Genomic DNA, 13144 nt, shown 5'->3' with positions numbered 1-13144 from the left:
CGCTAGTTTATAGAATATACCCCTCTGATTTCCAGTGGTAATTGTGATCTTAATCAAGGCAAGTGCGGATTAGAGTCGATATCAACCAAAAAAGCGCTCAAGTAGTCCTTTGGTGAACTGGGTCTTGAGATAAAAGCCTCTTGGGTTTGTCATCTGAATACTGCCGTCTTCGGCAATACTTTCGGTCAACACTTTGCTGTTGGCCGCCTTGGGTCTGAGCTGCAATACCTCACCGTGCCTGGCGGTGATCTTGCTGACTTTGCCCATGCTGATAAGCTCCATGATCTCTTCCCAGTCCTGGCGCAATAGCCTGTCTTCCTCGGTGCTGGGTTCCCACAGCAGCGGTGAGCCGATACGTCGAACACCTGGGGAAAGTTCTCTGTCTCCCTGAACCGGGATCCACAGTACCCGCTGCAACTTGTGATACACCAGACTCTGTTCCCAGCGCAGTCCTGAGATATTGGTCAGCGGCGCGACACAAACATAGGTGGTTTCCAGCGGCATGCCGCGCTCATCTATCGGGATACTCTTAAGCTCTACCCCAAGATGCAGGAAGTCTTGCTCAGGTTTGGAGCCCGCTGTCGCCCCCAATGCCAGTTCCAGCAGTTGTCCGGTCCAACCTTTGTCGCGGCGAAAGTCTCTGGGCACGGCTACCCCTAAGGATTCGGCGAGCTGTCCAAGAGTCAGCCCGGCGATATCGTCAGCGCGCTGCAGTAGTTGTGCCAATGAGCTTGGCGGCATGATATTGGTTTTCATGGCGCTGATTTTACCTGAGCGGCACTGGATAACAAGGTTGTACAAAAACCGACCGCCACTGTGCAAACCAAGCCAATCCCCTGTGTGCAAGTTTGTATCTTAATGTTTTTATTGGCTAAAGTGTTTTTGGTTGACCGCCGAATAATGGTTTTCCTGAGTTACTCGCCGATTTCCCCTGTGTTGCCAACAAACTTATCCACAACATTTTGGGATAACTGAGTATTTTTGGCTTCAATAAAGCAAATAATGGTGAGTGTCAACCGGGTTTTGACACCATTTTGGACCTTTAAGCCAAGTTTTTGGCCATGGGGTGTGAATAAAGTTTTGTGATATTGCCCGCAAGTCGGTTCTGATTACTCGTTGGTTAAAAAGTGCTCTGTTGATAGGGTTGCTGTCGATTGCTTTCTTTTTTATTTATCTATCTTTTTGTATTTAAAGTGATTTTGTTTTGATTTTTACTTTTGGGCTTAGACTGTAAGGGTTGCAAAAAACAGCGTTTCCAGAAGTTCAGTCGAGTTTCAAACAGAGATATCCACAGTTTTTGTGGATATCCACTCAAACATGGCAGAGCGGTTGTTGATAAAGTGGGAAACTCCATTTGCTTATCCAGAGAAAAAGCCGTAAATAGAGAATTGCTGCCGACGTGGGATTGTGAAACAATCGAATCATTGAAATTTATCGCTTTTTCGGAGTCCATGTGATTGACAGCGACGGTTTTCGCGCAAATGTGGGCATCATTATCTGTAACAGATTTGGCCAAGTAATGTGGGCCAGGCGTTTCGGTCAGCACTCCTGGCAGTTTCCCCAAGGGGGATTGGATGACGGTGAATCCGCTGAAGATGCCATGTATCGAGAGCTGTATGAAGAAGTAGGGCTCAGGCCGGAACATGTGCAGATACTGACATCCACCCGCTCCTGGTTGCGATACAGATTGCCAAAGCGTTTGGTGCGCCAGGACAGCAAGCCTGTCTGTATCGGCCAAAAGCAGAAATGGTTTTTGCTCCAGCTCAAGAGTCAGGACAGTGCCGTCAACTTGAATTCGTCCGGCCATCCTGAGTTCGATGACTGGCGCTGGGTAAGTTATTGGTACCCTGTGCGTCAGGTCGTATCTTTTAAACGTGACGTCTACCGTAAGGTTATGAAAGAGTTCGCCACCACGGCTCTGGCATTGCAGACACGGGAGCCTTCACGCCGACGGGGACGACAAAGAGCAGCAGGCTGAGGTTTGATATCGAAAGGGGGAACAGGTGTTAAACACGCTCAGGGATATTACTCAGGCAGTTGCGGCCGCAAGGGATCTTGAGGCTGCCCTTGAGCTATTGGTCGGCCAGATAAAGGCCGCCATGAGCACTCAGTGTTGTTCTATCTATATTCTGGATAAAAATGAGTTGGTCCTCTCCGCCACAGATGGCTTGGAACCCAGTGCCGTCGGCCGGGTTCGCATGCCGTTGACCGAAGGTCTGGTAGGCCTGGTTGCCGAGCGTGAAGAAGCTATCAACCTTGCTGATGCCAGAGCCCATCCCAGATTCAAACTCTTTCCCGAAGTGGCCGAAGAGGAATATCGCGCCTTTCTCGCCGCGCCCATTATCTATCAGAAACAGTTGCTTGGCGTCATAGTAGTGCAGCAGCCCAGTGCCCGTCAGTTCAGTGAAGGGGAAGAAGCCTTTCTAATGACGCTGGCGGCGCAGTTGGCCATGGCCATTCGCGGCCTCAAACAAAAAGCCAGCGTCAAGGAAGATCAGCTGCAAATCCTGTTTCAGGGCACGCCGGCCTCCAATGGTATCGCCATTGCCCATGCTTTGGTGCTGGGCGGGCAGATATCACTGGAGCAGCCGGATCAAACCGCAGCAGATATCCCCAATGAGCTTGAGCGCCTCAAGACAGCAATCGAGCGTTGCCGTAACACCCTGAGTACCCTGGCACAGCGTTTTGACCGTGAGCAGGATGAAGAGGTGGTGTCTATCTTCTCGGCGCTGCAACTCTTGCTGGAAGAGGCCAGCCTTGGGGGCGAATATCGCGATGAGGTGCTTGCGGGTTGGTGCGCCGAGTCGGCGGTCAGTCGCGTGTCTTTGCGTTACATCACCCAGTTTATGGCGATGGAAGACCCCTATCTCAAAGAGCGGGCCAGCGATATCCGTGACCTGGGGCAGAAGGTGCTGCGCCAGTTGATTGAGCCGGAACGGTTGGAGCTCAATGCCGATAAGCCGGTTATTCTGGTGACCCGTGAGGCGGATACTACCTTGTTGGCCGAGTTTCCGCGGCAAAAGTTGGCCGGGATAGTGACAGAGCTTGGCGGGGTCAACTCCCATGCCGCTATTCTGGCCCGGGCGCTGGGTGTACCGGCCATCACAGGGGTCGGCCAGGTCTTGGCTGCCGACATCGACAAGAAGCTTTTGGTGCTCAATGCCACTCGCGGTCAGCTGATGGTGTCACCGTCTCCGGCCGTGGTCGGTGAGTACCGCAGTTTATTGTCTGCCGAGAGAGCGTTGCAGCGGCAATACGCCAGAGAGCTGAACCTGCCGGCCGAGACGGTCGATGGCAAGCGTATTCACCTTTACATGAACGCCGGATTGCTAAGCGGTTTGGCCTCGGAAATCGCCGAAGGCGCCGATGGTATTGGGTTGTATCGCACCGAAATCCCCTTCATGTTGCAACAGCGCTTTCCCAGCGAGTCTGAGCAGGTAAAGGTGTATCGCCAGGTGCTGGAGGCGGCGTCCGGTCGGCCCGTGGTGATGCGCACCCTGGATGTGGGCGGGGACAAACCCTTGCCTTATTTCCCCATCAAGGAGGAAAACCCATTTTTGGGCTGGCGTGGCATTCGCTTGTCGCTGGACCATCCCGAGCTGTTTCTGGTGCAAATTCGCGCCATGCTCCAGGCCAGCGGCAGCGGTGAGCAACTGCATATTTTGCTGCCCATGGTCAGTAATCTCGATGAGATAGATCAATCGCTGGAATATATCGAGCAGGCTTATTCCGAGCTTAAGTCGGATGTGAACCCTGAGCTGAAAAGACCCAAAGTCGGCATTATGCTGGAGGTGCCGGCGCTGCTGTTTCAACTGGATGAAGTCGCCAAGCGTGTTGATTTTGTTTCCGTCGGCAGCAACGACCTGACCCAATATCTGTTGGCGGTAGATCGCAACAACCCCAGGGTCAGCGCTCTGTTTGACAGCTATCATCCTGGGATATTGCGTTCACTGAAACAGGCGCGGGAGACCTGCCGTCAATATGGCCTAGGTGCCAGTGTCTGTGGCGAATTGGCCGGTGAACCCGGCGGCGCTTTGCTGCTTGTCGCCATGGGCTATAACCGCCTGAGTATGAACCAGGGGAGTTTGGCCAGAATAAATTATCTGCTGCGGCGAGTGCGCAGCAGTGAACTCGAGCAGTTGTTGGCCGAGGCGCTGACACTCAGGAGCGGCAGTGAAGTGCGGCAACTGGTGCACGATTATTTGGGGCAAAGAGAGCTGGCGGCCATTCTCAATTGAACCTGCCGTGGCGGGTGTATGGAATAACAACAAGAATTAAGGAACCTCTGTGGACACATTTCTCTGGGTATTCGGTGTTTGTCTGGCGTTGGGGGCCTTTGTCGGCTTTATGGCCGGCTTGTTGGGGATAGGCGGTGGTCTTATTGTGGTGCCAGCGCTGTTGTATATTTTACCCAAGGTGGGAGTTCCCGCCGCGCAGTTGCCCCATGTTGCCATTGCCACTTCGTTGGCGGCCATCATTTTGACCTCTTTTTCATCGGCCCGCGCCCATCACAGCCACGGCAATATTCCCTGGCCCTTGTTTAAATCCATGTTGCCGGGTCTGGCGCTGGGGGCCTTGTGTTCGGGGTTTATCGCCGAATTGATCCCGGCCGATGATCTGCGCCGCGCCTTTGCCGTGTTTGTAATATTAATGGCCGTCCAGATGGCATTTCCTTTTCGTCCATCGGCGAAAGAGGGCTTGCCGCCATTTCCCGTTTTACTCATAGTCTCGGCGATTATTGCCATTATTGCCGCCTTGATGGGCATAGGTGGTGGGGTGCTTCTGGTGCCTTTCCTCACCTGGTGTGGGCTGCAGATGCGTCAGGCGGTGGGTTTTTCATCGGCTACCGGCCTTATCATCGCCCTTTGGGGCAGTTTAGGGTATGTTATCGCAGGCTGGAACGCCCCGGATATGCCAAGCGGCACTTTGGGATACGTTTACCTGCCGGCTTTGGTGGGCATTATTGCCTCCTCAATGTTGGTGGCGCCGCTGGGTGTAAAAGCGGCCAGCACTTTGCCGACGCCGGTACTGAAGAAAATATTTGCACTGTTATTGGTTGTTGTGGGTCTTAAACTTATCCTGGCCTGATCTGCGCCGTAGTTAATTTAGGAATCGTCTTTCTGTTATGGCTTTAGAATTTCCCAATATTGATCCTGTGATCGTCTCTTTTGGCCCCTTTGAGCTGTTCGGCCAGACTTTTGAACCGGCTTTGCGTTGGTATGGTTTCATGTACCTGCTGGGCTTTTTGGCCGCTATGATACTGCTCAACCGTATGGCTGACAGATCCAAGGGGGTATGGAGCCGCGAACAGGTATCGGATCTGCTGTTTTACGCTTTTCTCGGGGTGATCCTGGGGGGCCGCATAGGTTATGTGCTTGTCTACCATCTGGATTTCTTTATTGCAGACCCCTTGTACCTATTCAAGATTAGCGAAGGTGGCATGTCCTTCCACGGCGGTTTGATGGGGGTTATTCTGGCCATGCTCTACATCGCCTGGAAACAGAAGCGCAGCTTCTTCGCGGTGGCGGATATGGTGGCCCCCGTGGTGCCCATTGGCCTGGGCGCCGGGCGTCTTGGTAACTTTATCAATGGCGAGCTTTGGGGCCGAGTCACAGATGTACCTTGGGCAATAGTGTTTCCTTCAGGTGGCCCCGAGCCTCGTCACCCTTCGCAGCTGTATCAATTTGCCCTCGAAGGGGTAGCGCTGTTTATTTTGCTGCAATGGTTCAGCAGACGCAGTCCCAAGACAGGAGCCGTGTCCGGGATGTTTTTGCTCGGCTATGGTATCTTCCGCTGCATAGTGGAAACGGTCAGACAGCCGGATGCCCAACTCGGGCTTTATTTGGGCTTTTTGACCATGGGACAGATACTGTCAGTGCCCATGATCCTCTTTGGACTCTATCTGTTAATGCGTAATGCGCCGCAGGCCGGCGTGGTGAAGGACAAGCAGTAATGCAGCAATATCTTGATTTAATGCAACATATTTTAGATTCCGGTACCGACAAGAGTGACCGTACCGGCACGGGAACCCGCTCTGTATTTGGCTACCAGATGCGTTTTGACCTTAGTAAGGGGTTCCCCTTGGTGACCACCAAGAAGTGCCATCTGCGCTCCATCATCCATGAGCTGCTTTGGTTCCTGAAAGGGGACACCAATGTTGCCTATCTGCGTGAAAACAAAGTGACGATTTGGGATGAGTGGGCCGATGAGGCCGGTAATCTGGGGCCGGTTTACGGCGCTCAGTGGCGCAGTTGGCCAACGCCCGATGGTGGTCATATCGATCAGATCACTCAGGTGATAGAGCAGATCAAGGCGCAACCTGACTCCAGACGTTTGATTGTCTCGGCCTGGAATGTCTCCGAGCTCGACAAGATGGCGCTGGCACCTTGTCATGCCTTCTTCCAGTTTTATGTAGCCGATGGCAAGTTGTCCTGTCAGCTGTATCAGCGCAGCTGTGATGTGTTCCTGGGACTGCCGTTCAATATCGCCAGCTACGCCTTGTTGACCATGATGGTAGCGCAGCAGTGTGATCTTGAATTGGGCGATTTTGTTTGGACCGGCGGTGATACCCACCTTTACTCCAATCATATGGAGCAAACGGCGCTGCAACTCAGCCGTGAGCCCAAGCCTTTGCCGCAAATGAAAATAACCCGTAAACCCGAGTCAATTTTTGACTACCGATTCGAAGATTTCGAGTTGTCCGGTTACGATCCTCATCCTCATATTAAGGCGCCTGTCGCTATCTAAACCGGGTTTTTCGTGGAATACTTCGCATATCTCGAGGTATTCCTCAGAAACTTTCGATTATACTTACTTAAATCCATCTACTACACTCAAATCAATTATGTTTTTGGGAGTTTAGTATGGAAAAGGCACTTCGGAATTTCCTGAGCCAGGAATCTGCCGGCGGTATTTTGTTATTGATTGCTGTAGCTTTGGCTATGGTCCTGGCTAATTCACCGCTTTCCGGCCTCTATCAAGGTTTTTTGGATACCCCGATGCAGTTGCGTCTCGGGGCCCTGGATATCAACAAGCCCTTGCTGCTGTGGATCAACGATGGTCTGATGGCGCTGTTCTTTCTGTTGATTGGTCTGGAAGTCAAACGTGAGCTGCTGGAGGGGGCGCTGTCCAGTGTTTCCAAGGCATCTCTGCCAACCTTTGCCGCTATAGGTGGTATGGTTGTTCCGGCCGCTATCTATCTGCTGTTCAATGCCAATGATCCTGTGACTCAGGGGGGCTGGGCGATTCCGGCCGCGACTGATATCGCCTTTGCGCTGGGGATCATGGCACTTTTGGGTAACCGGGTTCCCGTGGCGCTCAAGGTGTTTTTGCTGGCGCTGGCAATCATAGATGACCTGGGTGTAATCGTTATTATTGCGCTGTTCTATAGCAGTGATCTATCCATGATCAGCCTCTTGATTGCCGCCGCTGCCGTCATAGGTTTGGTTACCTTGAACCGCCGCGGTGTGACCGCGCTTGGAGCCTATGGCGTACTGGGGGCCATTCTCTGGGTCGCCGTACTCAAGTCCGGGGTTCATGCCACTTTGGCCGGGGTGATCATCGCCTTCTGTATTCCGCTGCGCGACAAGCAAGGTGGTTCACCGTCCGAGCACCTGGAGCATGCGCTGCACCCCTGGAGCACCTTCCTGATCCTGCCGGTATTCGCCTTTGCCAACGCCGGGGTAGCCTTGGGGGGCATGTCGCTGGAAAGCCTGGTATCGCCTGTACCTCTGGGTATTGCATTGGGTCTGTTGCTCGGTAAGCCGATTGGTGTGGTGTTGTTCAGTTTTATTGCGGTTAAGTTGCGTCTGGCTGAGTTGCCTGAGGGCATTGCCTGGCGCCATATCATGCCTGTGGCTGTGATGTGCGGTATAGGATTTACCATGTCGATGTTTATTGCCTCTCTGGCATTTGAGCATGGTGGCGTTGTCTATAGCGATTTGGCCAGGTTGGGGATCCTGATCGGATCTATGTTGGCGGCAGTCGTGGGCTATTTCTGGCTGTCAAAAGTGTTACCTGAAAAAGGAGAAAAGGAATGAAAACAAGCATAATGGCCGGACTCATTCTGGCGGGCTTAGCCCCTTTGGCTCAGGCGTCACAGATAGAAGCCTGTATTGCAGACAAGGAAGCAGCCCTGTGTCAGAGTTACCTCGAAGGCGTTGTTGATGGTGCCCTCATGTATAAGCCACAAGCGGTAGGCGCTCGCCTGGACAGCAACGGCTATGAAGCCCGCGCCCTTAAGTATCGGGGAGGAAAGCGCTTTCAGGAAGCCAATCGCAAGTATTGCCTGGACAGGATCCCGGATAGGGATCAACTGGTACAGGGTATCAGCGAAGCCTTTGAAAGCGGTGAGGTCAAGGATATAGATACACTACAGCTTGCCGTAAATAATTTGCTGGACTGTCAGCGTTTGAAGTAAGGAGTCGGGGCAGCCTATGTCTCATTTGAACTACAACCACCTGTATTATTTTTGGATGGTGCATAAGCAAGGCTCAGTGACCAAGGCTGCCGAGACACTCTGTTTAACTCCCCAAACCATTACCGGCCAGATAAGGACGCTGGAAGAAAGGCTCAAGGGGAGTCTGTTCAAGCGGGTGGGGCGCAACCTGGCCCCTACTGAATTGGGCGAGCTGGTGTTTCGTTACGCCGACAAAATGTTCAGCCTCTCTTATGAGATGCTTGATGTGCTCAACTATCGCAAGGATGAATCCATCCTGTTTGAGGTGGGTATTGCCGATGCTCTCTCCAAGGCGTTGGCCAGTCGGGTGCTGATGTCGGTGATCCCGGCCAACAGTTCCATGCACCTGGCCTGTTATGAGGCAACCCACGAAAGCCTGATGGCCAGGCTCAGGGAGCATAAACTGGATATGATACTGTCGGACTGCGCCGGTGAGTCTCTCAAGTATCCGGAAATTCTCTCCAAGAAGTTGGGGGAGTGCGGTATTGCCTTCTTCTCGGCGCAGGAGTTTAAAAGTGGCTTTCCCGAGTGTCTGGAAGAGGGGCCCTTGCTGATCCCCAGCCGGCGTACTTCTCTGGGCCAGCAACTCTATCGCTGGTTTGATGAGAAACGCCTTAATGTCAAGATTCTCGGTGAGTTTGACGATGCGGCTATGATGAAGGCCTTTGGCTATTTCCGTAAGGGGATATTTGTCGCCCCCTCCATCTATCAGCAAGATATTCTCGAGCACAACATACGTCTGCTCGGTGAAACCATGGAGATCAAAGAGGAATATCATGTGATGTTCGCCGAGCGGATGATCCAGCATCCGGCGGTGCAGCGCTTGCTGGAAACCGATTTTGGTGACTTGTTCGCCGGTCGTGACCTTCAGGTGCAGCAGTTCTGATACGGGTGGATGATTAAGGCGGATATTCGACAGCGCAGACGCCAGAATGTAAACTTGCGACAAAATTCTTGATTGGAGCATGATAGGTGTCTGACTTGATGAGTACCCCCAGAGTTAAGTGGGCATGTCGCCGTGGTATGCTGGAGCTTGATGTACTGTTTCAACCCTTTGTGGAACAGCATTACGAGACTCTGAGCCCTGAGGATAAGGCCTTATTTGTTCGTCTGCTTGAGTGTGAAGATCCTGAGCTCTTTGCCTGGTTTATGGGGCATGAGCAATGTCCGGATCCGCAACTGGCACAGATGGTAGTGCGCGTTCGTGGCCGGGCAGCGCCATAGGTTTCAACTCAGTTCTTCCTTCAGCCAGTATCTGAGTCTGACGGTGCTGGCTGCTATTTGCCTGAGCAGCTTTCTTGCCTGGCCGGCGCTGGATTATCCTTTCTATTTATTGTTCAAATACCTATGTTTACTGCTAATGCTGGCAGGCTTTGGCCTTGCGCTGTGGCGTTTGCGCTGCTGGCAACTCTGTTTCTGGCTTAATGAATTGGGTGAAGGACAGTTCGAACCCGGTTCGAGTTTCGAACTTAGTGGCAGACCTTGGGTCAGCCCCTTTGTGGTGACTTTTACCTATCAGGGGGAGGATAACTACGGGCGTTGCTGGCTGTTTGCCGATATGTTTGACGACACAGACTATCGTCACCTGTGTCGTCTATTGTTGCAGCGCTCAAAGTCCGCTAACTGAACTCATTCCCGCCCAAGTTATTCAGGTTGCAGAATGGTCGGCTGCGGATTCTCCAGTTTCTGCGGATGATCGATATTACAGTGCAGGCCGCGGCTTTCCTTGCGGGCCATGGCGCAGCGGATGATCAACTCGGCCACTTGCACCAGGTTGCGCAATTCCAGCAGGTTGTTGCTGACGTGGAAGTTGCTGTAATACTCCTGGATCTCCTGTTGCAGCATGGCGCAGCGGCGCAGGGCACGCTCCAAACGCTTGTCTGAGCGCACAATCCCCACATAGTCCCACATAAAGAGTCTCAGCTCGTGCCAGTTGTGGGCAATAACCACTTCTTCATCCGAGTTACATACTTGGCTTTCATCCCAGGCCGGGATATTGCCGGGCATGGCAATTTTACCTAGCTGGCTTTGAATATCGGTCGAAGCGGCGCGGGCGAATACCAGACACTCCAGCAAGGAGTTACTCGCCAGGCGGTTGGCACCGTGCAGTCCGGTATAAGCCACCTCACCTATGGCATAGAGGCCATTGAGATCTGTCTGACCGTGAAAATCTGTCATTACCCCGCCGCAGGTATAGTGAGCGGCAGGCACCACAGGGATAGGTTCCTTGGTGATATCTATCCCTAAGTCCAGGCAGCGCTGGTAAATGGTGGGGAAATGCTTGATGACAAATTCCGGGTCCTTGTGGCTGATATCCAGATAGACGCAATCGGCACCGAGGCGCTTCATTTCATAGTCTATGGCCCTGGCTACTATGTCTCTGGGCGCCAGTTCGGCGCGTTCATCAAAGTCAGGCATAAAGCGACTGCCATCGGGACGGCGCAGATAGGCGCCTTCACCACGCAAAGCTTCTGTCAGCAGGAAATTGCGGGCATCTGAATGATATAGACAGGTTGGGTGGAACTGATTGAATTCCATGTTGGCCACCCGGCAACCGGCACGCCAGGCCATGGCAATACCATCGCCACTGGCGATATCCGGGTTTGAGGTGTACTGGTAAACCTTGGAACTGCCGCCGGTCGCCAGGGCGACAAACTTGGCCTTGATGGTTTCAACCTGCTCAAGGTTACGGTTCCAGACATAGGCGCCCAATACCCGGTTGCCCGGACGGCCCAGTTTACGGGTGGTGATCAAATCTATGGCGTTGTAACGCTCAAGTACCAGAATATTGGGGTGTGCCTGGGCCATCTCCTGCAGTGTGGTCTGTACCTCTTTGCCGGTGGCATCGGCGGCGTGCAGAATACGCCTGTGGCTGTGGCCGCCTTCGCGGGTTAGATGGTAGGCGCTGTCATTGATGCTGCCATCGGGATTTTCTTCCTTATCGAAGGCAACACCGCATTCAATCAGCCATTGCATGGCGGCGCGGGCATTTTCGGCGGTGTAGGTTACCACGGCTTCATCACAGAGTCCGGCGCCGGCGACCAAGGTGTCGGCCACATGGGATTCTATGGTATCCTCCTCGTCGAAAACCGAGGCTATGCCCCCTTGGGCATAATAGGTTGAGCCTTCGTTGAGAGGACCTTTGGAGAGTAAAATGACTTTGGTTTTTTCAGCCAGGTGAAGGGCGAGAGTCAAGCCCGCTGCACCACTGCCTATGACCAGGACGTCAGATTGGTGTTCAACTACTTGTTTCATCGGGTATCATGAGATGTGACTGGGGGTTCGGTTATGGTAAACCAACTCGCAAGGGATGGATACAACCCAGCTCAGGATATTCACAGTACATTTTTTGCAAAACATCAGAACTTTTTCGAAGCACGCTAGTCTACATAAGTGAATATGATTCGAGCGACTGAGAAATCAGCATTATAAGATTTGGGAGAAGTCGGCTCGGATGAGTGGACAAACAAGTGATCAACAACTGGTTGAGCGCGTACAACGTGGCGATAAAAACGCTTTTAACCTGCTGGTGCAAAAGTACCAGAGTAAGGTCATCAACCTGATATCCCGTTATGTACGGAATCAGGCCGATGTAGCAGACGTGGCGCAAGAGGCTTTTATTAAGGCTTATCGGGCGTTACCTAATTTCCGCGGTGAGAGTGCCTTTTATACCTGGTTGTACCGAATAGCAGTAAATACGGCCAAGAATCATCTGGTGTCACAGGGGCGCAGAACACCTGCGAACGATGTTGATGCCGATGAAGCCGAATTTTACGATGGCAGTGATGCCCTGAAAGAGTTCGCCTCTCCTGAGCGGTTGATGCTTTCAGACGAGATAAAGAAGACTGTCTTCGACACTCTCGAATCGCTGCCGGAAGAGTTAAAGATGGCTATCTCCTTGCGTGAGCTTGATGGTATGAGCTACGAGGATATTGCCAATGTGATGGATTGCCCTGTAGGTACTGTGAGATCCCGTATCTTTCGTGCCCGGGAAGCCATAGACAAGAAGCTCCAGCCTTTGCTGGAAAGATGATCCTTTAATAGAGACAGGTGAGTAATGGATAAATTAGGTCAGGAGTGGGTTTCTGCGGCAGTGGACGGCGAAACCGACGCTCAGACGCTGGCAGAACTGGCTGGTGACACTGCTTCTCACGACAAGTGGCGTAACTATCATCTTATCGGTGATGCCATGCGTGGCGAGTTACCTTCCGCTATCCCCTTGGATCTGTCCGCCAGTATTGCGGCCGCTATCGACAAGGAGCCGGCGATTGTCGCACCTGTCACCTCAACCCAGGTATCTGTGGCCGATGAGCCTCAGCGTCAGATTGCCAGCGGTGCTAGAGTGATCCCCATGTTCAAGCAGTTTGGCCAGTATGCGATTGCCGCCACCGTTGCCATGGTTGCCATTGTTGGTGTTCAGAACTACAACCAGACTCCCGAAAGCCAGGATCCTGCATCCCCTGTGCTTATTACCCGTCCTTTGGTGGGCAGCGCCTCACCCGTTAGTCTGCAAACCGGGCCGGTTCAGCAGCCACAGGGCTATACCAATGAGCAGTTGATTGAGCAACGCCGCAGGATCAACAGCTATATTCAGGATCATATGTTGCAACAGAGATTGAATGCCGGTGTGGTTATGGATAACAATAATGAGGTCGTTCCTGTTCCTATGAATCGTTAAGGAAATCT

The 13144-nt window shown here is 52.7% G+C and carries 14 protein-coding genes; 12 read left to right on the top strand and 2 right to left on the bottom strand.

Annotated features, from left to right (window positions below):
* Positions 1-81 precede the first annotated feature (81 nt).
* Positions 82-756, bottom strand: a complete 675-nt coding sequence (gene mutH, locus ON072_RS09710) for a DNA mismatch repair endonuclease MutH (protein ID WP_025887835.1) — start codon at positions 754-756, stop codon at positions 82-84.
* A gap of 697 nt (positions 757-1453) precedes the next feature.
* Between mutH and rppH the strand changes: the two genes are divergently transcribed.
* The 10 genes from rppH to ON072_RS09660 all read left to right on the top strand — a co-directional run bounded on the left by rppH (position 1454) and on the right by ON072_RS09660 (position 10085).
* Positions 1454-1978, top strand: a complete 525-nt coding sequence (rppH, locus tag ON072_RS09705) for an RNA pyrophosphohydrolase (RefSeq protein WP_025010542.1) — start codon at positions 1454-1456, stop codon at positions 1976-1978.
* Positions 1979-2003: 25 nt separating this feature from the next.
* Positions 2004-4238, top strand: a complete 2235-nt coding sequence (gene ptsP, locus ON072_RS09700) for a phosphoenolpyruvate--protein phosphotransferase (protein ID WP_274626036.1) — start codon at positions 2004-2006, stop codon at positions 4236-4238.
* A gap of 49 nt (positions 4239-4287) precedes the next feature.
* Complete coding sequence (locus ON072_RS09695; protein ID WP_044734949.1) at positions 4288-5088, top strand: sulfite exporter TauE/SafE family protein; 801 nt, start codon at positions 4288-4290, stop codon at positions 5086-5088.
* A gap of 37 nt (positions 5089-5125) precedes the next feature.
* Entirely contained in the window at positions 5126-5953 is an 828-nt protein-coding gene (gene lgt / locus ON072_RS09690; protein WP_071238279.1) for a prolipoprotein diacylglyceryl transferase, read from the top strand.
* On the top strand, positions 5953-6747 hold the full coding sequence (thyA, locus tag ON072_RS09685) for a thymidylate synthase (RefSeq protein ID WP_144380182.1): 795 nt from the start codon (positions 5953-5955) through the stop codon (positions 6745-6747). Before lgt ends, thyA begins: the two co-directional genes overlap by 1 nt.
* A gap of 116 nt (positions 6748-6863) precedes the next feature.
* On the top strand, positions 6864-8039 hold the full coding sequence (gene nhaA / locus ON072_RS09680; protein ID WP_025010547.1) for a Na+/H+ antiporter NhaA: 1176 nt from the start codon (positions 6864-6866) through the stop codon (positions 8037-8039).
* Positions 8036-8419, top strand: a complete 384-nt coding sequence (locus ON072_RS09675) for a hypothetical protein (protein ID WP_037474378.1) — start codon at positions 8036-8038, stop codon at positions 8417-8419. Before nhaA ends, ON072_RS09675 begins: the two co-directional genes overlap by 4 nt.
* Before the next feature lie 16 nt (positions 8420-8435).
* The gene (gene nhaR / locus ON072_RS09670; protein WP_025010548.1) at positions 8436-9344 is read left to right on the top strand and encodes a transcriptional activator NhaR; all 909 of its coding nucleotides are present in this window, start codon (positions 8436-8438) and stop codon (positions 9342-9344) included.
* A gap of 98 nt (positions 9345-9442) precedes the next feature.
* Positions 9443-9682 carry an FAD assembly factor SdhE gene (locus ON072_RS09665; RefSeq protein ID WP_028779782.1) on the top strand — a complete coding sequence of 80 codons (240 nt, stop codon included), beginning with the start codon at positions 9443-9445 and terminating at the stop codon, positions 9680-9682.
* A complete protein-coding gene (locus ON072_RS09660) occupies positions 9663-10085 on the top strand; it encodes a protein YgfX (RefSeq protein WP_025010549.1) in 423 nt (140 codons plus the stop codon). The genes ON072_RS09665 and ON072_RS09660 overlap by 20 nt, the downstream gene beginning before the upstream one ends.
* Before the next feature lie 17 nt (positions 10086-10102).
* Here ON072_RS09660 and nadB read toward each other — a convergent pair whose 3' ends face one another.
* Complete coding sequence (gene nadB, locus ON072_RS09655; RefSeq protein WP_025010550.1) at positions 10103-11713, bottom strand: L-aspartate oxidase; 1611 nt, start codon at positions 11711-11713, stop codon at positions 10103-10105.
* 199 nt (positions 11714-11912) lie between these two features.
* Between nadB and rpoE the strand changes: the two genes are divergently transcribed.
* On the top strand, positions 11913-12491 hold the full coding sequence (gene rpoE, locus ON072_RS09650) for an RNA polymerase sigma factor RpoE (RefSeq protein WP_025010551.1): 579 nt from the start codon (positions 11913-11915) through the stop codon (positions 12489-12491).
* Positions 12492-12515: 24 nt separating this feature from the next.
* A complete protein-coding gene (locus tag ON072_RS09645; RefSeq protein WP_107110666.1) occupies positions 12516-13136 on the top strand; it encodes a sigma-E factor negative regulatory protein in 621 nt (206 codons plus the stop codon).
* Positions 13137-13144: the final 8 nt, after the last annotated feature.

Origin of the sequence: Shewanella sp. K8, from assembly GCF_028823715.1 — a bacterium.
Classification (GTDB): domain Bacteria; phylum Pseudomonadota; class Gammaproteobacteria; order Enterobacterales; family Shewanellaceae; genus Shewanella; species Shewanella algae.
Note: the sequence above shows the minus strand (reverse complement) of the source record. Positions and strands in the feature narration are given on the sequence as shown.